Source organism: Mesorhizobium sp. BR1-1-3, assembly GCF_020165455.1.
GTDB classification, from domain to species: domain Bacteria; phylum Pseudomonadota; class Alphaproteobacteria; order Rhizobiales; family Rhizobiaceae; genus Mesorhizobium; species Mesorhizobium ciceri.
This window is the reverse complement of the sequence record NZ_JAIUIC010000011.1, coordinates 80,596-100,356: the sequence shown is the minus strand read 5'-3', so window position 1 is coordinate 100,356 and position 19,761 is coordinate 80,596. Positions and strand designations below refer to the sequence as shown.

Sequence of the window (19,761 nt, the reverse complement as noted above, 5' to 3'; positions counted from 1 at the left end):
GTGCCTTGAAAACCATCGCGCCGGGAGAAATCAAGCATGGCTGGAACGTTTGTCATCGCGCAGGGCGGCGGCCCAACCGCCGTCATCAACCAGACGGTTGTCGGGGCGACACTGGAGATCCGCAAGCGGCATCCAGGTGCCAAGGTGCTGGGCTCGATCCACGGCGTGCGCGGCATCCGTGACGGCAATTATGTCGACCTTTCCGCCATCCCGGAGGACCGGCTGCGGCTGATTGCCGGCACGCCGAGCGCCGCCCTCGGCTCGACCCGCGACAAGCCCGACGCCGCCTATTGTGATGTCATCCTCAACGGCCTGAAGAAGGCCGGCGCCGACGCCTTCATCTATATCGGCGGCAACGACACGTCGGGTACCCAGCAGATCCTGACCGACGCCGCCGGCGGCTCGATTGCCTTCGTCCATGCGCCGAAAACCATCGACAATGATCTTGAGGAAAACGACCACACGCCGGGCTTCATTTCGGCGGCCGAGTTCGTCGCCGGCGCCTTCCTGTCCGTCGATCTCGATTTTCGTGCGCTGCCCGGCATCTATGTCGGCATCGTCATGGGCCGACATGCGGGCTTCTTGACCGCGGCTGCAGCCGCTTGGCAGCTCGACCCTGACAGCGGCCCGCACCTCGTCTACGTGCCCGAGCGCCCATTCTCAGCCGCCGGCTTCATCGACGACGTGCGCGCCACGCTCGATCGCCACAAGCGCTGCATCGTCGCCGTTTCGGAAGGCGTCAGCACCGCCGACGGCAAGGCACTGGTCGAAAGCCTGGTGCCGCCGGACAAGCTTGAGCGCGACGCGCACGGCAACGTCAAATTGTCGGGCAGCGACCTGCCGGCCGCACTCGAGCGCGCGTTGGCGGAAGGCTTGCCCGGCAAGCGGGCCCGCGTCGATGCGCTCGGCTACATGCCGCGCGGCTATATCGGCGCCATCAGCGCGGTCGACGCGCAGGAGGCGTTCGATGCCGGCGCTTTCGCCGTCACCGTCGCCGAACAGGGCGGCGGCTCGGTGGCGCTGCAATATGACGGCACCAGAACGGTGCTGAAAAAGGTGCCGCTCAAGAACGTCGCCGGCAAGACACGCCACATGCCGGACGATTTCATGAAGCCCGATGTCAATCAGCTGTCGGATGCCGGCATGGCCTATCTCAAGCGGCTGGTGCCGGAAAAGTACAAGGTCGGGAAGCCCTTCGTCTGATGCCGGGCTCACACCTGATGCCCAGCTCACAAGTGATGCCCGACTGGTTCAGCAGGAGCGTCGTCGACGACAAGACGACGATGCTGACCGAGCCCTTCGTGCATGCCTATGTTCGGGCCAATATCTGGCATCTGCGCGGTCGCGATGCCGACCTGCTCGTCGACACCGGCATGGGCATCTGTCCGCTGGCGCCGCAGATCGAGACGCCGCAGGGCAAGCCGCTGCTGGTCGTTGCCACCCACATCCATCTCGACCATGTCGGCTCGCTGCATGAATTCCCGTTGCGGGCCGGGCCAAGAATGAGCGCGGCTCGGTTCGAGACCATGGATGAGGCCGCGACCTACGCCTACATGTTCCACGACCTCGAGGGTGCCGTCTCGAAACTGCCGGCGCCCGGATGGAGGTCGGTCGACTACAGGATCCCGCCCGCGCCGTTGACGCGAACCCTGGACGAAGGCGATGTCGTCGATCTTGGCGACCGGCAGTTTCGGGTGCTGCATCTGCCGGGCCATTCACCGGATTCGATCGCGCTGTTCGACGAGGTCGACGGCCTGTTCTTCAGCGGCGATGCCATCTACGACGCCATGCTGATCGATGACCTGCCGGATTCCGACCGAGCCGCCTATATCAGCACGATGCGGCGTCTGCTCGACCTGCCGATCCGCATCGGTCATGGCGGACACGGACCGAGCTTCGACGGCAAGCGCATGCGCGAGATTGCCACGGCCTATCTCGAGCGAACCCCCGGTGGCTGAGCCTCCAGCGAGGCAGCAAGGCGGGGCCCGACGGCTTTGCGACCTGCCGCCGTGCGGATATTAAATCTTCGTAAGGTCGCCCCAAAACCCTAAATCGGGCCAATCCGCGCCCTAGATCAAGGCCGTCGATCCGGTTGGCTGCCATGTAGGCGAGACGGGCAATTGCGACTTCGACACGCCGATGACCGATTTCCCGCACGGGGGAGGCCACGGCGCTGGATCAACTCTCGCCCGGACAAACGACCATGTCAGATATCCTTCGTAGGCATCGCGTCGCGGCCTTGCTGGGCGCTGCGCTGATCATATCCCCCTTCGTCATGTCTTTCGCCCAAGGCGAGGGCAACACCATTCCGACGACCCAGACGCCTGTCGCCGGCATCACCGCGCCCAATGGCTCGTTCGCACCCATCGTTGCCGCCGCCAAGCCGGCGGTGGTGACGGTCACCACCGTCATGAAGGCAACGCCTGAAACGATGAGCGATGCCTCTCCTTTCGACGGCGGCTCGCCTTTCGATGACTATTTCCGCCAGTTCTTCGGTGACCAGGGCATGCCGACGCCCAAGACGCCGCCACAACAGCAACCGCAGCGCGCCGAGGCGCTGGGGTCTGGCTTCATCGTCGGCGCGGATGGCACCATCGTCACCAACAATCACGTCATCGATGGCGCCTCTTCGATCAAGGTGACGCTCGACGACGGCACCGAACTTCCGGCCAAGCTTGTCGGCCGCGATGCCAAGAACGATCTCGCCGTACTCAAGATCAAATCGGACAAACCCCTGCCGACCGTCAAATGGGGTGATTCCGACAAGCTCATGCCAGGCGACCAGGTGCTGGCCTTCGGCAACCCGTTCGGCATCGGCACCACCGTCACGGCAGGCATCGTCTCGGCGCGCGGCCGCGACCTGCATAGTGGCCCGTTCGACGATTTCATCCAGATCGACGCGCCGATCAACCACGGCAATTCCGGCGGCCCGCTGGTGGATGTCGCCGGCAATGTCGTCGGCATCAACACGGCAATCTATTCACCCAATGGCGGCAGCGTCGGTGTCGGCTTTGCCATTCCGTCGGACCAGGCCCAGAAGGTGGTCGCCAAGCTGATGAAGGGCGGCTCCATCCAGTACGGCTATCTCGGCGTTCAGATCCAGGAGGTGACACCGGATGTCGCGAGCGCCATCGGGCTCGACCATTCCGGCGGCGCACTGGTCTCAGAGGTCAACGATGGTTCGCCGGCGGCCAAAGCCGGCATCGAGACGGGTGACGTCATCACCAGCTTTGCCGGGCAGGACGTGAAGGACCCCAAGGACCTGTCGCGGGCCGTCGCCGATGTCGCGCCGGGCGCCAGGGAAACGGTCGATGTCTGGCGCAAGGGCAAGCCGATGCGGATTTCCGTCGATGTCGGCCAAAACAGCGCCGATGCGAAGACCGCGTCGCTGGACGACGGGTCCGACGCGCCGAGCGCCGGGCGCGCTCCCGCGATAGGGCTCGGCTTGATGGATATAACGCCCGACATTCGCCAGCAGATGAACCTAGCCGGCAAGCAGCACGGCGCGGTGGTTGCCAGCGTCAATCCCGACAAAGCCGCCGCCGCTTCCGGAATACAGGCCGGCGACATCATCGTTGCCGTCAATCAGGTGCCGGTTAAGAACGCCAGGCAGGTAACCCAGGCAATCGCGCAAGCCGGCAAGTCTGGCCGCAAGTCGGTGCTGTTGCTGGTCGAGCGTGGCGACGCTCAGATCTACATCGCGGTGCCTTTTGCCAATGGCTGAGTAATGGCCTTGACGTGAACGGGACCGGCAGGGTTCGTCGGCGACGATCCCCTCCGGCCTCCGCCCGTCAAGATTTTGGTTGCCCGCCACGACATCTTCGAGAACATTGCATCAGGCTGATGTCGGCCCGATGCAGGAGATTGCCGCGATGGTCACCCGAGGTTTCTCTTCAGGACGGCGCCCGCCAACCGATGACGATGCCCGCATCCCGCCCGGCCAATATCTGGAACAGGGTTTTCCGGTGCTGTCGGCCGGTCCGACGCCGCGCGTGCGCACCGAGGATTGGTTTTTCACGCTGAAACATGGGCCACGGCCGATCAAGAAATGGAACTGGGCCGAGTTCAACGCGCTGCCGTTGACCAAGATGACGCGCGATATCCATTGCGTGACCGCATGGACCAAGTTCGACACGCCGTGGCAGGGCGTGCTGGTCGACGATATCCTTGCCGACGCGGGTGTGGAGCCGCCGACCGGCTTCACGCTGGCGCACGCGTTCGACGGTTACACCACCAATGTGCCGGTCAAGGATCTCACCGCCGGCAAGGCCATGGTCGCGCTGCTCTACGAAGGCAAGCCGATCACGCCGGATCATGGCGGCCCGGCAAGGCTGCTGGTGCCGCATCTCTATTTCTGGAAGTCGGCCAAATGGCTGAACGGCCTGCAATTCACCACGCGCGACGAGCCCGGTTTCTGGGAATTGCGCGGCTACCATATCTATGGCGACCCATGGCGCGAGCAACGCTACACGGACGATCCATGAGCGATACGGCGGCAGTGCAGTCGCCCTGGCAAACAGCCGGCATCGTCCGCATAGAAAAGCGCACGCCGCGTGTCACCAGCTTCTTTTTTCAGCCGTCTCGGCCCTTCGCCTATCGCGCCGGGCAGCATGTCGACGTCAGGCTTACGGCGCCGGATGGCTATCAGGCGCGCCGCTCCTATTCCATCGCCTCCGCGCCCGAAACGAATGGCGCAATCGAACTGGCGATCGAAAAACTCGACGATGGCGAGGTTTCGCCCTTCTTCCACGAAGTCGCGGCAATTGGCGACGAAATCGAACTGCGCGGGCCGCTTGGCGGGCATTTCGTCTGGCCGAAGGATGAGAGTGGGCCGCTTGTGATGGTCGGCGGCGGTTCGGGCGTCGTGCCCTTGATGTCGATGATCCGCCACCGCGCCGCACGGAATTCAGCGGTGCCCGTCGTCCTGGTCTTTTCGGTCCGGGTCTGGGACGAAGTGATCTTTCGTGACGAGCTGATCGCCCTCGACGAGCGTCAGGACGGCTTCGAGCTGGTGCTGACACTGACCCGCGAAGCCGCACGCCGCCCGGCCGACTATGCGCGGCGGGTGGACGTCGCGATGATGGCGCAAGCCATGGCGCGGCTGCCCGAGCCGCCCGGTCTCGCCTTCGTCTGCGGCTCCAATGCCTTCGTTTCCGCGGCAGCCCAGGCGCTGATCGATGCCGGCGTTGCAGCCGAAATCATCCGCACCGAACGCTACGGAGTTTGAGCGGACGCCGCCTTGCGAGAAAGGTTCGTCGGATTCGCCTTCAGCCGATCGGCAAGAAACCCGCCGACAGCAACTGGAAAGGCAAGGCGCCATAGGCGGCCACCGTGGCCGCGTCGTTCCACTCGCGAAACTGTCGCGATGGTCGCGCCTCGAGCGTCAAGGCAACTCGCGCGCCGTCGAGCGTCACCTTGCCGCGAAAATGCAGCACGCGTTCCCTGCCGGATCGGCTGATAGCCACGGCACGCAGGCGAGCGATATGCTCGCCACCGTCATTGATCTCCATTTCGATGCGGCGCCGGACCGGCGGAACGCCGATCCTGACGGTGATGTCGAGCATCATGTCGCCGGTCGTTTGCGGACAGGCGATGGCCTGCGAAAACACCAGAGGCGCCGATGCGGCTTGCGGCTTGCCCGCGGCCGGTCTCCCGCGCCAGGGTTTGGCGGGCGGCTCCTGCTGCAACCGGCCCTTCTTCCGCTTCAGGCGCAACTGCTTGGCAAGGCCGCGCGACAGCCAGACCAGACCGCCGAAATCCGTGCGCGGCTTGGCTTGCAGAACCGACGACCAACGCGACAGGCCAGCCCGGTCGGCCATCTCGAAGATTCTGGCCATTGTCCGTTCCGGCACCGGAATGCCGATCTCGAACGCCAGATAGGATAACGCCACCGCCGCTGGAACCGCCAGGCCGCGTCTTCCGACGATGTCGAGGAACATCCCCCAATCGACGTCTTCGGCATGGATGGCGACCGCGCAGTCGACAAGCCAGTCGCTGTGGGTGTGGGCGTCGAGGCCGCCATGGGCGATGGCCAGTGCCATGCGATCGGCCGGCGATGGCACGAAGACCGCGACGCCGCTGAATTGTGCCGGGACCGCCCGTTGCCAGATCGCCAGGTCGTCTTCCGCGCTCGTCTGCGACCCATCATAGCCGAGCTGGTGCAGGTCGATGTCGCCGAAACGGCCCTTGAAGAAATTCATCGACCGCAGCGACGCCAACCGGGTTCGCAGATATTGCGCGCTGACGCCCGAGGCGATCTGCCAGTCGCGGTCGCGCAAGATGTCGAAGACGGCAGCCATGTCGCGCGGGCGCACCAGTATGTCGATGTCATGCGCCACCCGACCACGCTGCGCCGACGCGTTCAAGGCAATGCGGCTGGCGCCCTTGATCAGCATGATGTCGGCGCCGCCGTCGGCCATCGCCTTCAGCGCCGGCTCGGCCTCGCGCATCGCCATGCGCGACTTCGTCCACAGCATCTTCTGCAGGCCGACGAGGCGCGGGTGGGCGGTATGCCCGGCCAGTTTTCTGCCGAACCTGTCGGAGATGGCGGCGAGCAGACGATGTTCTCGAAACGAGACGAGGTCGATGTCGTTCTCGTCGAGCCAGCGCGCGGCGCAGGCAGCGGCTGCGTCCTCATCGGAGAGCAGCGCCGCCTTCAGCAACAGGTCCAACTGGCCGGTGGGCCACGACCAGCCATAGTCCGGGAAGCGGCGGCTGATGCGGCGAACAGGCCTGGCGTTCAACTGGAGCCCGCCTTGTTCTGGGCCCGCCGCTGCATGGCGAGCCTTGCGACCTGGATATAGCCCCGGTCGCGTGCCGGATCGCGGCCGTAGGAAAGGCTGCCCGGACGGATGCGGCGCAATGCAAGCACGTCGTCGAGCATGGCAAGTACAAAGCCTGCCTCACGAACCCGGGCGATCCAGTCGATCATCTCGCCGCGACCGCCTGGTGGATCGATGATGGGACCGACGCTCTGCACCACCTCCTGGCGGATCATCATCGTCGTGCGCGACCAGCCCGCTCCACTGGCCGCATCGGGCAAATCGGGGCTGTCGCCGCGAAACGTCCGCCAATGCGTAAAGACGCCCGCTGTCCCGGGATGACGATCGAGATAGGCCAGCTGCTTTTCGATCTTGTCCGCCAACCATAAATCGTCGGCATCGAGCGTCGCGATGAGCGGCGTCGAGAGTGCCGCAATGCCACGGGTCGTTGCGCTGCCGGGTCCGGTATTGTCCTGTCGCAGCACCGTCACCGGCAGGTTCATCGCATCGATCACCGCGGCCGTATCATCGGTCGAACCGTCGTCGACCACGACGATGGCCTCCGCCTTTGCCGTCTGGGCCAGAACGGAGTTCAGGGCCGCGCCTATGGTGGCGGCCGCGTTGAAAGCCGGAATGACGACGCCGTAGCCTGCCATCAAAGGAACCGCCACTGCGCGAGATCCTTGAAGTCGAAGATCCCCTCCACCCGGCGCAAGCTGGGATCGGCCTTGCGACGCTTCATCGACTTGTGAATGGCGCGCATGAACTCGCGAAAGGGCACATCGGCTTCCTTGGTCATGTTGCCGGGATGACGCCTGTAATAGAGAGCCACCGTATCGGGCATAACGTATTTTGCCTGGCTCTCAAAGATACGCAACAGATAGTCGGTGTCCTCGGCCTGTTTGAAATCCTCGTCGAAACCACCGGTGCGCTCGATGAGGTCTCGCGCGAAGATCCCGGCGGACAGGTGGATCCCCCGCACGGTGATGGAGTGGCTGTCGGCGGCCGGTTCCAGTGTCTCGCCATCTATCTTGTCGACCAGCGTCATGCGCGAATAGGTCAGCTCGAGGCCAGGATCCTCTTCGAAGCAGGCGAGATCCGCCTTGAAGCGGCCTATCGGGGAGATGTCGTCCGAATCGAGAAACGACACCAGACGCGTCTGCGGCAGCAACTGCTTCAGCCCGGCATTGCGCGCCTTGGTGACCCCGCCATTGATCTGCTGGAAAAGACGAATGCATGGGGCCTCGTCGATCAACGACCGTACGACGGCTGCCGAGCCATCGGTCGACCCGTCGTCGATGACGATGATGTCGAGATCGATGTCTTCGCGCTGCCTGAGCAACGAGCGCAGCGCCAGGCCAACGAATTGTTCGCGATTGTAGACCGGCATGATGACGCTCAGCCTCATCGGCGTCTCCAGCAGCGTTGCGGGCTTGGCTGATCCGAGCCGATTGTGTCGAGCATCATGGCATCCGCCAATCGGCGGGACTCTTCAATTCGAAGATGCCCTGGACCTCTCGCCGTGACGGATCGGCCTTGCGCCGCCGCATCGACTTGTGGATTGCACGCAAGTGGTTGCGGACCCTGCCGCTATGTTCCTTGGTGACATTTCCGGCGTGGCGTCGGTAGTAGATCGCGACGGTGTTCGGCAATTCGTAGCGCGGACCGGTTTCGAAGACTCGCAACAGATAATCCGTGTCCTCGGACTGCTCAAAGTCCTCGTCGAAATGGCCGATGCGATCGACAAGCGCTCGACTGAAGAGAGCGGTGCTCAGCGAAATTCCGCGAAGCGTCATGGTACAGCAGTCCGCCTTCGGCTCGAGCTTCTCGTCGTCGATCCGGTCGACCAGCGTCATCAGCGAATAGGTTAGCTCAAGCCCGGAGGTAGCCTCGAAGCGGGCGAGATCGGCCTTGAACCGTCCGGCCAGCGAGATGTCGTCAGAATCCAGGAATGACACGAACTCCGCATCCGGCGGCAGGTGCCGCAGCCCGGCGTTGCGCGCCCTGGCCACGCCCATGTTCGATTGCTGGAACAGTCGGATGCAGGGGTTTTCGCGCATCATCGAGCGTACGGCCTCAGCAGAGCCGTCGGTCGAGCCATCGTCAATGACGATGATGTCGAGATCGGCGGCGTCCCGCTGCCGCACCAGCGAGCGCAATGCCGAAACGACATAGCGTTCACGGTTATAGACGGGCATTATCACGCTCAGTTTCACGAAGCGCCCCGCACAAGAAAGTCCGCAATCGTGCCGGCTATCTCCTGTGGCTGCGTCCCCAGCGACAGACGATAGCACGGCAGCAGGCGGGTCAGGTCGCTGAAGAAGCGAAAGCCGCTCTCCCGCTCGCCCGGCATCTGCGCTATGCCGGACGGCGCCAAGGCAATCATGGCATCCCTGCGCGACACCGGCACGATCGAACTTGCCTCGCCTCCGCCGATATGTGGCACCAGCAGCGCAACGATGTCCAGAGTTTCGGGCACCGGCCGTGGCGCAATGTCGTCAATGTGAAAAGCATGCTTGCCTTGCCAGTTGAGCGGACCGTGCGCCTTCAGCCGGTGCTTCAGCCCAAGTCGCGCGAATCCCTGGGGATCCTGCTTGAGTGTTGAAAACAACGGGCGGGCAGTCACGCCGTTGGAGAGGTCGACCAGCACATAATCGTCGCCGACGCTGTCCAGCCCGTGGAGGAGGCCGGCGGCGACGGTCCCGGATTTCCCGGCGCCGCCCGCGCCGGCCAGCAGTACGCCCCTGCCTTTGGTGCCGAGCGTCCCCGCATGGGCCAGCCGCATGCCACGTGCCGCATATTCCCAATGGAGGAAGGGGCGCAGCGGCGCTCCCGGCTCCCACGGTGGAAAGGCATCGGCCGAGGCCATCAATTGCACGCCAACGCGACGTTGCGGATCATAGAACTGCCAGAAATCCAGGTCATGGAAATGGTTGCCGCGCAATCCGGCTTCCGCCAGCCTGGTGGCGAAGCCATGCTGTGTGAAGGGTCCTTGGCCCCATCTGGCCGGTGCCGCGATGCCGTCAATGCCGGGATGTGCGACGAAGATGCGGCAGATGTCGGCAGGCGCTCGGTTGTCCGGAGCCGTGACAAAGCCATGAGCGAAGGCATCCGCCAACGCGCCGGCACTCACAAGCGCGGTCAACTCCAGATGCGGCAAGCCCACCTTGCAGGTCAGTGGATAATGCGCGGCGCTGCTCTGCGCTTGCGCCAGGACATGACGTGCGTAGTCAGTCAGGTTTTCGAGAGTGACGTTTGGCATGGTCTGCCTGTTCCGGAGCTGTCCGGCAACGAGAGCCTGGCGGGCGCCTCAGTTGGCCTGCTTCACCGCGGGCCAGCCGAGGGGCTCCTCGACCTCGTGGATGGGATCGACGACAATGAGGTCGGCAAGGTCGTCATGGATGTCGACCTTGAGGGGCTCGCCGGCAGCGGCGAGCTGAGCCAGCAATTCGCTGGGAACCGGTCTTGCCACGCCATCGGTTGCGGCCGCCAGCAAACCGAATTCGAGCAATTGTGAAACAAAGCCGTCAATCGCGGCGGCATCGAGGGCGCCAATTCCGGTCGCGGCGCCGACCAGTTCGGAGGCAGGCACGCCGGACGACAGTGCATCCCAAAGCCTGCTGCCTGAATCAGAGAAGCCGAAATATTTACCGGTGGTCAGGTCGAGAACGACGGCTTCGCCATCGAAGGATTCAAAGACGATATCCTTGCTGGCAATGGCATATACGCCGGATTGTCGCATGTTTGCTCCCCGCCGAAGCAGGCCGCGGAGATGATCTTCGGGCCCTACGGTCAACCCCACCGTTGCAGGCGTCTAACCATTTGCAGGGTTTTTGGCAAGATGGCTTAGGCCCGGGCGAGCGCAGCTGCAGGCCGCGCGGGCATGGACAGTCTCTGACCGTGCCTGCCGGTCACGCCTCGATTTCAAGCGCCGAAAGCGGCTTCGAGCAACAGGCGAGGATAAAGCCGTCCTCGATTTCGTGATCGAGGATGCCGCCATTGTGGCTCATCTCGACGTCGCCCGCGACCTTCCTCACCTTGCAGGTGCCGCACAGGCCGAACTCGCAGGCGGCGGGAATCCGCACCCCCGAGGCGCGTGCCGTCTGCAGCACCGTCTGGCCGGCGACGCATTCGGCATCGACATCGGAATGCGAGAACCGGATCGGTGTCACGGCCTCCACGGTGGCAGCGGCGCCGTCTTCCGCCGGCGGCGAGAACGGCGCCGGGATCTCCTCCACGGCAGGCGCGGCAAAGCTTTCCTGATGGTATTTCGCCATGTCGAAGCCGGCTGCGTCCAGCATGCCGCGCACGGCGCGCATGAAAGGATCGGGGCCGCAGCAGAAAATCTCGCGCTCGCGGAAATCGGGCGCCAGCAATGGCAGCCGGATCGCGTCGATGCGGCCCATATGGCCGAACCAGCCCTCGCGGCTCGACCGCTCCTCGATCATGAAGCCGAGCGACAGCCCAGGCATGCGGCTGCCGAGCAGTTCGAGCTCCTTGCGGAAAATGATCTCTTCCGGGCGGCGCGCGCAGTTGACGAAGCCGACATCGGTCCATGGCGCGCAGTCGTTCAGCCAGCGCAGCATCGACATCATCGGCGTCACGCCGGAGCCGGCCGAAATGAACAGGTATTTGGCCGCCGGGTGGCTGTGCAGCGAGAAGTCGCCAGTCGGCCCATAGGCCTTGACGTGCGAACCGGGCGTCAGATGGTCGAACATCCAGCGCGTACCGGTGCTGCCCGCCTGCGCCTTCACCGTCACCGCGATCGAGAACGGCCGCGACGGCGAGGACGACAGCGTGTAGGTGCGCATCAGCGGCCCGTCCGATGTCGGCAGTTCCAGAGTCACGAACTGCCCCGGTTTGTAGCGGAACCAGGTCTGGTTGTCGGAGCGGAAGGTGAAGGTCTTCACGTCAGGCGCTTCGTCGCTGACGCCGATCACTTCCAGCACCTGCAGCCTGTCGTTCCAGGGCGTCATCTGGTCGAGATGGCGATAGAGGCCAAGGTCCGTCATCGCATTCATCCTCTTGTCCCCTGGGCTAGGCGACGCTGCGCAGGGCCGGCCGGCCGCCTTCGGCAAGGCGCGGCCCGATGAACGACGCGTACCACTCGACGAACTGGATCACGCCGCCCTCATGCAGCTCCGAATAGGGGCCTGGTTCATAGGCCGGCGACAGGATGCCGAAGGCGTTTTCCTCGACGATGCGGCGGTCCTGGTCGTTGGTCTCGGTCCAGACATGGGTGAGCTCAGCGAGGTCGTAGTCGACGCCTTCGACCGCATCCTTGTGGACGAGCCATTTCGTTGTCACCGCGGTTTCCGTGGCACTGATCGGCAGCACGCGGAAGGTAACGGCGTGGTCGCCGAGGATATGGTTCCAGGTCGTCGGATAGTGATAGAGCAGCAAGGAGCCGATGCGGTCGGTTGAAACGCTGTCGGACAGGTTCTTCTGGACCGCCCGTTTTCCCGTCATGGTGTAGCTGACGGCATCGCGCAGCAGCGGCGCGCGGGTGGCGCGGTACTGCCCTGCCGGATCGATGCGGAATTTGCTCGGCAAGCCTGATGCCTCGCATCTGGCCCAGTGTGCGACCATTTCAGGGTCGCTGTCGGCGCCATGGACGCCGGTTATGGTTGGAGCCTCGGGGAAGGTCTTGCACAACTCGGGATGATTGGCGGCGCAGTGGTAGCACTCGCGGTTGTTTTCCCAGACCAGCTTCCAGTTGCCCTTCTCGACGATCGTGCTCTCGAAGGCGATCTTTGCTTCACGCAGCCGGTGCGGCAAAAGATAGGGTTCGATCATCGCCCGCATCGGCGCGAAATCTGCCGGTTCCTTGGCCAGGCAGATGAAGATGTAGCCGCCGACGCTCTCGCAGGCGACCGGCTTCAGGCCGAAATCACTCTTGTCGAAACCGTCGGCCATCTGGCGGGCAAACAGCAGGCGGCCGTCCAGCTCGTAGGTCCATTGATGATACGGGCAGACGAGCTTTGCCGCGGTACCCTTCTCCGTGTTGCACACGCGGCTGCCGCGATGGCGGCAGGAATTGTGGAAGACGTTGATCTTGCCGTGCTGGTCGCGGACAAGGACGACCGGATAATCGCCGACCTGCACGGTGATGTAGCTGCCCGGCTTCGGCAGTTCGCAATCATGGCCGATGAACAGCCAGTCGCGATACCAGATCAGCTCCATGTCGAGCTTGAAGTAGTCCGGATCGGTGTAGAAGGGCTGCTCCAGCGAAAAGCCTTGCCGGCGCCCCTTCAGGAGCCTCAGCATGTCGTTGCGGATATCCATGTCCTGTCCTCGTTCCTAAGGACTGAACTGGTGGTGACGGAGGAAGGATTGAAACGCAGGCCGGCTGTGTGCCGGACATGCGCTATCCACCTCTTGACCGCCCACCGCGATCAGTCGAGATCTAAAAATCTCGGGCTGGTTTCCGGGCTCTGGAGTTGTCCTTGCGGACCATCGCGACACCTTCCCAGGCGGTTGCCCAGTGGTCTCCCGTTGCGACTTGAACTCCACCACCGTTGCGGGGGCAGCGCCGGATTCTGACCGGCTTCCCAATTCTCCGCCTCGTCGTCACGAAGCGGCACCTGAGATGGTATGATCTAACCACGATCGCGGGCGCGCCGTCGGCATGAAAACGACATCGTATCCATGCGGCGCGACACGGCATGCGAAACGCTACTGCAGATCGTCGCGGGCCAAGATCCCACCTCCCGGGCGGCCATTTGCCGGCTGCGATCTTCCCGAATCCGACCCTTCGCGGGGGTCAAAAAAGGTTAACGGTTTCGAAAAGTGACTATTAGCTTGCTCTAAAATCGAACCGAACGGTTCGTTTCTGTTGACGGTGCGTGCAGGACGGTGTGAACGCTGGGCCTCTGAAACAGTCAGTGATCCATCAGGTGGCTACACCTAACCCACTGATAAGAAGAAGAAAAATGCATCCTTAGATTCCATTGGCACAATTTCAAGGTGTGGATTCATGGTCCACACGGAACAACTTCGTGATTGGAAAAGACGACCTTGCCCTCCCACATCGGGGCTGTCCGAACGACGCGAATTTCATTTCCAAGACACGCCGCTAGACGGACGGAAAAAAGACGATACTGGAGTACCAAAAATGAAAAAGATCATTCTCACTGCCGCAGCCCTTCTGGCCATTTCCGGCAGCGCCTTCGCTGGTAGCGACCACTACGGTTCCAACGCCGCGGCAGCCACTGCTGTCGACAGCTCGTACACCGCTTCGACCAAGAAGTCGGAACCGGCTGCTCAGGCGCCTGCCCAGGGTGCTGACCGCAACCTCTTCGGCAACAACTAACAGCCGATTCCCAGTTTCCCGGTCGACGGCGGGCTCGCCCGCCGCCCTGGCGAAATCCAGACATTCAGGAGTATTCAAGATGAACAAGATCCTCATTGCTGCCGCCGCCGTTCTGGCCATCACCGGCAGCGCTTTCGCGGGCAGCGACAACTACGGTTCGAACGGCCCCAACCAGCCTGCCGCCGCTGTGGACCAGTCGTACACGGCTTCCACCAAGACCTCGGAACCGGCTGCCCAGACGCCCGCTCAGGGCAGCGACCGTAACCTCTTCGGTCGCTAACAACCAATTTCGCAACCGACGGCAGCTGTGTCTGCCGTCCTGGCGAAATCCAGAATTCAGGAGACTAAAATGAACAAGATCCTCATTGCTGCCGCCGCCGTTCTGGCCATCACCGGCAGTGCCTTCGCCGGCAGCGACAACTTTGGCTCCAATGGTGCCAATCAGCCTGCCGCCACGACTTCGGTCGACAGCACGCGCACCTCTTCGGTACGCAACACCGGTTCGCCGGTTTACAAGCTGCTGAACTCGTCGGGTGACACCACCCAGAAGTCTGCTCCGCAAGGTGCCGACCGCAACCTCTTCGGCAACAACTAACAACCGAAGTCGATCTCCAAGTCAAAGAGCGGCGGGCCCGGCCCGCCGCTCTTTTTTTGTGCCTGACACGGTAATTGCGGTTAAGCCGCCTTTGCTTCCACTTCATGCAACGCGAAAGAACGTCCATCCGCGTCGAAGATATGCAGGTCCTCGCCATTGGCGCTCAGCCGCAATGTCGAGCCGCGCTTGACCTCGACATTGCCGGGCAGCTTGGTCACCAGCGGCAGATCGGCGCGGCCGATGTCGACATAGACAAGCTGCACCTCGCCGAGTTGCTCGACATAGTCGACCGTCCCCTCGAACAGATAGTCCGCGCCGCTGGCGATGATCAGGTCCTCCGGCCGCACGCCAAAGCTCACCGCGGCGCCCTTTGCCGAAGCCGGCGTCGCAATCGGCACGGTCGCCTTGCGTCCGCCGACATGGCTGACGACGGTCGGGTTTCCGGTCTTTTCGATGGTCGCCGGCAGGATGTTCATGGCCGGCGAGCCGATGAACTGGGCAACGAACAGATTGCCGGGCTTCTTGTAGAGGTCCATCGGCGTGCCGACCTGCTCGATATGGCCGTCCTTGAGCACCACGATGCGGTCGGCCAGCGTCATCGCCTCGACCTGGTCGTGGGTAACGTAGATCATGGTCGTGTTGGGCATCGATTCCTTGAGCTTGGCGATCTCGATGCGGGTGGCGACGCGCAGCGCGGCGTCGAGGTTCGAAAGCGGCTCGTCGAACAGGAACACCTTCGGATTGCGCACGATGGCGCGGCCGATGGCGACGCGCTGGCGCTGGCCACCCGACATCGCCTTGGGCAGGCGGTCGAGATATTTGGTCAGCTGCAGGATCTCGGCGGCCTGGCGCACGCGGCGGTCGATCTCGGCCTTGTTCTCTTTGCCGATCTTCATCGAGAACGCCATGTTGTCGTAGACGGTCATGTGCGGGTACAGCGCGTAGGACTGGAACACCATGGCGATGCCCCGCTTCGACGGCGGCACGTCGTTCACCACTTCGCCGGCTATTCTGAGTTCGCCGGAGGTGATTTCCTCGAGCCCGGCGATCGACCTCAGCAATGTCGACTTGCCGCAGCCCGACGGGCCGACGAAGACGATGAACTCGCCCGACTTAATATCGAGGTCGATGCCGTGGAGAATGTTCAGATTGCCGTAGGACTTCTTCACTTGTCTTAGCGTGACATCGGCCATTGGTTTCCTCCAGTGATTGGAAATTCAGTCGAGACGCCCGAACCAGGCGCCGTAGCCGCCAAGCTCGATGGAACCGCTGCTCGCCTGCCCCGAAAATCCGTGCCCGGGCAGAGGTTGCAGCGATCGGCCGCCAAGGTCAACCTTGGCCCGCCCGGCTCCCAGATTGAAGACGCAGACGATCTGCTCGTTGCCTGCGCGGCGCGTGAAGGCCACGGTATCTCCCTCACTTTCGATGAAGGTGATGTCGCCCTTGGCCAGCGCCGGATGGGCACGCCGGAAGCTGAGAAAGCGCCGGTAGTGCTCGAGCAGCGAAGCCTCGTCGCCCTGCTGGACATTGACCGCTTGCGCCAAATGCTTGGCCGGCACCGGCAGCCAGGGTTTTGCCTGGGAGAAGCCGCCATTCTTGGCGCCGCCGTCCCACACCATCGGTGTGCGGCAGCCGTCGCGGCCCTTGAATTCAGGCCAGAAGCGGATGCCGTAGGGATCCTGCAAATCCTCGAACCGAAGGTCGGCCTCGCCGAGCCCAAGTTCCTCACCCTGATAGATGCAGACCGAACCGCGCAAGGACATCAGCAGCGCCGAGATGACCTTGAGGTAGGCGGTCGGGTCGGGCTCATTGGCGGCCCAGCGCGAGGCCGGGCGCATTACATCGTGGTTGGAGAAGGCCCAGCACGACCAGCCATCGCTGGCGACCTTGCCGAAGGATTCCAGCACCGAGCGGACCTTGCCCGCGCTGATCTTTTCCGGCGCCAGGAAATCGAAGGAGTAGCACATGTGCACGCGCTTGCCGCCGGCGGTGTAGGCGGCCACCACTTCAAGCCCACGCTGCGAATCGCCGACCTCGCCGACCGCTGCCGTTGCCGGATATTCATCGAGCAGGGCACGGAACCGTTCGAGGAAGCCGAGGTTCTCGGGCCGGCTCTTGTCGTAGAGATGGTCCTGGTAGTTGTAGGGGTTGACCGCCGGCGCGGTCTGGTCGTTGCGCTCTTCCGGCGGCAGCGGCGGGTTGTTTTCCAAGCCCTGGCTGTGGAAGTAGAAATTGATGGTGTCGAGCCGGAAACCATCGACGCCGCGCTCCAGCCAGAAGCGGGTGACGTCGAGCAACGCGTCCTGAACCTCGTGGTTGTGGAAGTTGAGGTCGGGCTGCTCGGCCAGAAAATTGTGCATGTAATATTGCTGGCGGCTGGTGTCCCATTGCCAGGCCGAGCCGCCGAAGATCGACAGCCAGTTGTTGGGCGGCGTGCCGTCCGGCCTGGCGTCTGCCCAGACGTACCAGTCGGCTTTCGGGTTGCTGCGGCTCGACCGGCTTTCCTTGAACCAGGGATGATTGTCGGCGGTGTGCGACAGCACCTCGTCGATCATCACCTTCAAGCCCAGCCTGTGTGCCTCGGCGGTCAGCGCGTCGAAGTCGGCCAGCGTGCCGAACATCGGATCGACGTCGCAGTAATCCGACACGTCATAGCCGAAATCCTTCATCGGCGACTTGAAGAACGGCGAAATCCAGATGGCGTCCGCACCGAGTGCCGCGATGTAGGGTAGCCGCCCGATGATGCCCTTAAGGTCACCGATGCCGTCGCCGTTCGAGTCCTGGTAGCTGCGCGGATAGATCTGGTAGATCACCGCGCCCCGCCACCAGTCGCGATCGATAGCGAGGTCAGGCTTCGAGCTGGCCTTCAAAGCGGATTGCATCGTCTCAGCCTCCTTTCACCGAGCCGGCAAGCAGCCCGCGGACAAAATAGCGCTGCAGCGAGAAGAACACGATCAGCGGCACGATGATGGTCACGAAAGCCGATGTCGTCAGAATCTCCCAGTCGCCGCCGCGTGAGCCCAACAGCGCGTTGAGCTTGGCGGTCAGCACGATCTGGTCTGCCTCTGTGCCGAGGAAAACCATCGCCACCAGCAGATCGTTCCATACCCACAGGAACTGGAAGATGGCAAACGAAGCCAGCACCGGAAACGACAGCGGCAAGACGATCTTGACGAAGATCTCGAAATCGCTGGCGCCGTCGATGCGCGCCGATTCCATGATTTCGCGCGGCAGGCCGGCAATGTAGCTGCGCAGCAGGTAGATGGCGAAGGGCAGGCCGAAGCCGGTATGCGCCAGCCAGATGCCGAGATAGGTCTTCGACGGCATGCCGAAGAAAGCGCCGACGCCGTTGTAGAGTTTCAACAGCGGGATCAGCGACATCTGCAACGGCACCACCAGCAAGCCGATGATGACCGCGATCAGCAGCGCCCGGCCGGGAAACCGCATCCAGGCCAGCGCATAAGCGGCAAAGGCGGCGATCAGGATCGGGATGACGGTCGCCGGAATGGTGACGGTCAGGGAATTCATGAAAGACCGTCCGATGCCTTCGGAGAACAGCACGGTTTTGTAATTATCGGTGGTGAATTTCGGCGGCGCCGACGAAGCATAATAGACGCGCTGGCCGCGATCGCCTTCGAACGCTTTCGGGGACTGCATGACGAAGCTGCCGTCGGCATTGAGCTGCAAGGTCACGCCGTCGCCGAGATCGGCTGTGGTGCCGGCGGGATACTGCGTCGGTGCCGCCGATTTGACCCCGAAGGCGCTGATGTCGCGCTTGGCGCCGTCGCCGAAGATATTGCCCTCGAGCACGAACTTGCCGTCCTTCTCGACTTGCGCCGAGGCGGGCGGCAGCCGGCCGGCTTCGGTCTGGGTGGAACTGGCGAACGAGTTCCACCAGCCCGAGGCGATGATCTGGTTCTTGTCGCGCAGCGACGAAACCAGGATGCCGAGGGTCGGTATGGTCCAGATCGCGACGAAGATGAGCACGGCGATGTGGACGCCAAAGCGGCTGGCGAAGGAATTTCCGGTCGCGACTGCCATCTCAATGTCCTCCCGTCTCTTTGTTCGCCTGTCGGACGTTCCAGACCATGATCGGAATGACCGCAATCATGATGATGATGGCGATGGTGGCGCCGCGGCCGAAATCGCCGCCGCCGCGGAACATCCAGTCGAACATCAGATTGGCCAGCACCTGGCTGTTCCACTGGCCGTTGGTCATGGTCAGCACGATGTCGAATACTTTGAGCACCAGAATGGTGATCGTGGTCCAGACCACGGCGATGGTGCCCCAGATCTGCGGCACCATGATCTTCCAGAAGATCTGGAACGGATTGGCGCCGTCGATGACGGCGGCTTCCAGCGTTTCCTCGGGGATGCCGCGCAGGGCGGAAGACAGGATGACCATGGCAAAGCCGGTCTGGATCCAGATCAGGATGATCATCAGGAAGAAATTGTTCCAGAACGGCAGCGATATCCAGACCTGCGGCTGGCCGCCGAAATGCTGGATGATGGCGTTGAGGATGCCGATCTGCGTCTGGCCTTCGCCGCGATACTCGTAGATGAATTTCCAGATCACGCTGGCGCCGACGAAGGAGATCGCCAGCGGCAGGAAGATCAGGCTCTTGGCGATCGTGCCCCACCAGATCTTGTCCGTAAGCACGGCGATGATCAGCCCGAGGAAGGTGCAGGCGGCCGGCACCACCGCCAGCCAGATGATGTTGTTGAGGATCGAGTTGCGGAACTCGCGGTCGCCGAACGCCCATTCATAGTTCGCCAGGCCGACGAAATTGATGCCGCCGCGATCGAGGAACGACAGCCGCAGCGTCTCGACCACCGGATAGATCAGATAGATGGTCAGGATGACCATCGCCGGACCGACGAACAGCCATGGACGGACCAGCCCTTGCCGGCGCAGATTGTCGATGGCCGCGGCACCTGCGACGCCGCGTGACGGGAATATCAGGTCGACCAGTTTGTTGGCGCCCCAGAAATAGGCGACGCAACCGCCGACCCCGACGATGATGACGAAAATGGCCGAGAAAATCTGAGCCGCCATGGGTCCCTCTCCCCCTGCGCATGACCCGACAAGGAAT

20 protein-coding genes and 1 riboswitch are annotated in these 19,761 nt (G+C 63.1%); of the genes, 8 read left to right on the top strand and 12 right to left on the bottom strand.

What is annotated here, in order from left to right:
- The first annotated feature begins 36 nt into the window (after nucleotides 1-36).
- From LB559_RS23185 to LB559_RS23165, 5 genes are all read left to right on the top strand, one after another.
- The gene (locus tag LB559_RS23185; protein WP_013528281.1) at nucleotides 37-1,203 is read left to right on the top strand and encodes a diphosphate--fructose-6-phosphate 1-phosphotransferase; all 1,167 of its coding nucleotides are present in this window, start codon (nucleotides 37-39) and stop codon (nucleotides 1,201-1,203) included.
- 35 nt (nucleotides 1,204-1,238) lie between these two features.
- Nucleotides 1,239-1,958, top strand: coding sequence for an MBL fold metallo-hydrolase (locus LB559_RS23180; RefSeq protein ID WP_224675138.1), 720 nt, complete (start codon nucleotides 1,239-1,241; stop codon nucleotides 1,956-1,958).
- Nucleotides 1,959-2,203: 245 nt separating this feature from the next.
- Complete coding sequence (locus LB559_RS23175; protein WP_224675067.1) at nucleotides 2,204-3,724, top strand: DegQ family serine endoprotease; 1,521 nt, start codon at nucleotides 2,204-2,206, stop codon at nucleotides 3,722-3,724.
- Between the two features lie 148 nt (nucleotides 3,725-3,872).
- The gene (locus LB559_RS23170) at nucleotides 3,873-4,484 is read left to right on the top strand and encodes a molybdopterin-dependent oxidoreductase (RefSeq protein ID WP_027160999.1); all 612 of its coding nucleotides are present in this window, start codon (nucleotides 3,873-3,875) and stop codon (nucleotides 4,482-4,484) included.
- A complete protein-coding gene (locus LB559_RS23165; RefSeq protein ID WP_013528277.1) occupies nucleotides 4,481-5,227 on the top strand; it encodes an FAD-binding oxidoreductase in 747 nt (248 codons plus the stop codon). Before LB559_RS23170 ends, LB559_RS23165 begins: the two co-directional genes overlap by 4 nt.
- Nucleotides 5,228-5,267: 40 nt before the next feature.
- Here the strand turns inward: LB559_RS23165 and LB559_RS23160 are convergent, their stop codons facing one another.
- The 8 genes from LB559_RS23160 to LB559_RS23125 form a co-directional block, all read right to left on the bottom strand.
- The gene (locus tag LB559_RS23160; protein WP_027160997.1) at nucleotides 5,268-6,743 is read right to left on the bottom strand and encodes a nucleotidyltransferase family protein; all 1,476 of its coding nucleotides are present in this window, start codon (nucleotides 6,741-6,743) and stop codon (nucleotides 5,268-5,270) included.
- Nucleotides 6,740-7,417 (bottom strand): glycosyltransferase family 2 protein, encoded by a 678-nt coding sequence (locus LB559_RS23155; protein ID WP_013528275.1) that lies wholly within the window; start codon nucleotides 7,415-7,417, stop codon nucleotides 6,740-6,742. The genes LB559_RS23160 and LB559_RS23155 overlap by 4 nt, the downstream gene beginning before the upstream one ends.
- On the bottom strand, nucleotides 7,417-8,169 hold the full coding sequence (locus tag LB559_RS23150; protein ID WP_063169807.1) for a glycosyltransferase family 2 protein: 753 nt from the start codon (nucleotides 8,167-8,169) through the stop codon (nucleotides 7,417-7,419). The genes LB559_RS23155 and LB559_RS23150 overlap by 1 nt, the downstream gene beginning before the upstream one ends.
- A gap of 55 nt (nucleotides 8,170-8,224) precedes the next feature.
- The gene (locus LB559_RS23145; protein ID WP_263499135.1) at nucleotides 8,225-8,959 is read right to left on the bottom strand and encodes a glycosyltransferase family 2 protein; all 735 of its coding nucleotides are present in this window, start codon (nucleotides 8,957-8,959) and stop codon (nucleotides 8,225-8,227) included.
- Between the two features lie 14 nt (nucleotides 8,960-8,973).
- Nucleotides 8,974-10,023 (bottom strand): serine kinase, encoded by a 1,050-nt coding sequence (locus LB559_RS23140; protein ID WP_224675065.1) that lies wholly within the window; start codon nucleotides 10,021-10,023, stop codon nucleotides 8,974-8,976.
- A gap of 48 nt (nucleotides 10,024-10,071) precedes the next feature.
- Nucleotides 10,072-10,503 carry a PqqD family protein gene (locus tag LB559_RS23135; RefSeq protein ID WP_013528271.1) on the bottom strand — a complete coding sequence of 144 codons (432 nt, stop codon included), beginning with the start codon at nucleotides 10,501-10,503 and terminating at the stop codon, nucleotides 10,072-10,074.
- Between the two features lie 169 nt (nucleotides 10,504-10,672).
- Nucleotides 10,673-11,773: a hybrid-cluster NAD(P)-dependent oxidoreductase gene (locus LB559_RS23130; RefSeq protein WP_013528270.1), complete on the bottom strand. Its 1,101-nt coding sequence runs from the start codon at nucleotides 11,771-11,773 to the stop codon at nucleotides 10,673-10,675.
- A 25-nt stretch (nucleotides 11,774-11,798) separates the two neighbouring features.
- Complete coding sequence (locus LB559_RS23125; protein ID WP_224675064.1) at nucleotides 11,799-13,046, bottom strand: aromatic ring-hydroxylating oxygenase subunit alpha; 1,248 nt, start codon at nucleotides 13,044-13,046, stop codon at nucleotides 11,799-11,801.
- Between the two features lie 115 nt (nucleotides 13,047-13,161).
- Nucleotides 13,162-13,364: riboswitch (cobalamin riboswitch) on the bottom strand.
- Between the two features lie 511 nt (nucleotides 13,365-13,875).
- Between LB559_RS23125 and LB559_RS23120 the strand changes: the two genes are divergently transcribed.
- The 3 genes from LB559_RS23120 (at nucleotide 13,876) to LB559_RS23110 (ending at nucleotide 14,668) form a co-directional block, all read left to right on the top strand.
- Entirely contained in the window at nucleotides 13,876-14,073 is a 198-nt protein-coding gene (locus LB559_RS23120) for a DUF680 domain-containing protein (RefSeq protein ID WP_013528268.1), read from the top strand.
- A 79-nt stretch (nucleotides 14,074-14,152) separates the two neighbouring features.
- The gene (locus tag LB559_RS23115) at nucleotides 14,153-14,353 is read left to right on the top strand and encodes a DUF680 domain-containing protein (protein ID WP_013528267.1); all 201 of its coding nucleotides are present in this window, start codon (nucleotides 14,153-14,155) and stop codon (nucleotides 14,351-14,353) included.
- A 69-nt stretch (nucleotides 14,354-14,422) separates the two neighbouring features.
- Nucleotides 14,423-14,668, top strand: coding sequence for a DUF680 domain-containing protein (locus LB559_RS23110; protein ID WP_013528266.1), 246 nt, complete (start codon nucleotides 14,423-14,425; stop codon nucleotides 14,666-14,668).
- 80 nt (nucleotides 14,669-14,748) lie between these two features.
- On the opposite strand, the gene LB559_RS23105 is transcribed toward LB559_RS23110, so the two are convergent.
- From LB559_RS23105 to LB559_RS23090, 4 genes are read right to left on the bottom strand one after another with little or no spacing between them, the layout of a single operon-like run.
- Nucleotides 14,749-15,861, bottom strand: a complete 1,113-nt coding sequence (locus tag LB559_RS23105; RefSeq protein ID WP_013528265.1) for an ABC transporter ATP-binding protein — start codon at nucleotides 15,859-15,861, stop codon at nucleotides 14,749-14,751.
- A 24-nt stretch (nucleotides 15,862-15,885) separates the two neighbouring features.
- The gene (locus LB559_RS23100) at nucleotides 15,886-17,550 is read right to left on the bottom strand and encodes an alpha-glucosidase (RefSeq protein WP_063169812.1); all 1,665 of its coding nucleotides are present in this window, start codon (nucleotides 17,548-17,550) and stop codon (nucleotides 15,886-15,888) included.
- A gap of 4 nt (nucleotides 17,551-17,554) precedes the next feature.
- Entirely contained in the window at nucleotides 17,555-18,709 is a 1,155-nt protein-coding gene (locus LB559_RS23095; protein WP_063171027.1) for a carbohydrate ABC transporter permease, read from the bottom strand.
- A gap of 1 nt (nucleotide 18,710) precedes the next feature.
- A complete protein-coding gene (locus tag LB559_RS23090) occupies nucleotides 18,711-19,724 on the bottom strand; it encodes a carbohydrate ABC transporter permease (protein ID WP_224675063.1) in 1,014 nt (337 codons plus the stop codon).
- Nucleotides 19,725-19,761 lie beyond the last annotated feature (37 nt).

Excerpts from the sequence above, each read along its gene's own strand:
- LB559_RS23185 (WP_013528281.1), top strand. The coding sequence starts at position 37 with ATGGCTGGAACGTTTGTCATCGCGCAGGGCGGCGGCCCAACCGCCGTC.
- LB559_RS23180 (WP_224675138.1), top strand. The coding sequence starts at position 1,239 with ATGCCCGACTGGTTCAGCAGGAGCGTCGTCGACGACAAGACGACGATG.
- LB559_RS23175 (WP_224675067.1), top strand. The coding sequence starts at position 2,204 with ATGTCAGATATCCTTCGTAGGCATCGCGTCGCGGCCTTGCTGGGCGCT.
- LB559_RS23170 (WP_027160999.1), top strand. The coding sequence starts at position 3,873 with ATGGTCACCCGAGGTTTCTCTTCAGGACGGCGCCCGCCAACCGATGAC.
- LB559_RS23165 (WP_013528277.1), top strand. The coding sequence starts at position 4,481 with ATGAGCGATACGGCGGCAGTGCAGTCGCCCTGGCAAACAGCCGGCATC.
- LB559_RS23155 (WP_013528275.1), bottom strand. The coding sequence starts at position 7,417 with ATGGCAGGCTACGGCGTCGTCATTCCGGCTTTCAACGCGGCCGCCACC.
- LB559_RS23150 (WP_063169807.1), bottom strand. The coding sequence starts at position 8,169 with ATGAGGCTGAGCGTCATCATGCCGGTCTACAATCGCGAACAATTCGTT.
- LB559_RS23145 (WP_263499135.1), bottom strand. The coding sequence starts at position 8,959 with ATGCCCGTCTATAACCGTGAACGCTATGTCGTTTCGGCATTGCGCTCG.
- LB559_RS23140 (WP_224675065.1), bottom strand. The coding sequence starts at position 10,023 with ATGCCAAACGTCACTCTCGAAAACCTGACTGACTACGCACGTCATGTC.
- LB559_RS23135 (WP_013528271.1), bottom strand. The coding sequence starts at position 10,503 with ATGCGACAATCCGGCGTATATGCCATTGCCAGCAAGGATATCGTCTTT.
- LB559_RS23130 (WP_013528270.1), bottom strand. The coding sequence starts at position 11,773 with ATGACGGACCTTGGCCTCTATCGCCATCTCGACCAGATGACGCCCTGG.
- LB559_RS23125 (WP_224675064.1), bottom strand. The coding sequence starts at position 13,046 with ATGGATATCCGCAACGACATGCTGAGGCTCCTGAAGGGGCGCCGGCAA.
- LB559_RS23120 (WP_013528268.1), top strand. The coding sequence starts at position 13,876 with ATGAAAAAGATCATTCTCACTGCCGCAGCCCTTCTGGCCATTTCCGGC.
- LB559_RS23115 (WP_013528267.1), top strand. The coding sequence starts at position 14,153 with ATGAACAAGATCCTCATTGCTGCCGCCGCCGTTCTGGCCATCACCGGC.
- LB559_RS23110 (WP_013528266.1), top strand. The coding sequence starts at position 14,423 with ATGAACAAGATCCTCATTGCTGCCGCCGCCGTTCTGGCCATCACCGGC.
- LB559_RS23105 (WP_013528265.1), bottom strand. The coding sequence starts at position 15,861 with ATGGCCGATGTCACGCTAAGACAAGTGAAGAAGTCCTACGGCAATCTG.
- LB559_RS23100 (WP_063169812.1), bottom strand. The coding sequence starts at position 17,550 with ATGCAATCCGCTTTGAAGGCCAGCTCGAAGCCTGACCTCGCTATCGAT.
- LB559_RS23095 (WP_063171027.1), bottom strand. The coding sequence starts at position 18,709 with ATGGCAGTCGCGACCGGAAATTCCTTCGCCAGCCGCTTTGGCGTCCAC.
- LB559_RS23090 (WP_224675063.1), bottom strand. The coding sequence starts at position 19,724 with ATGGCGGCTCAGATTTTCTCGGCCATTTTCGTCATCATCGTCGGGGTC.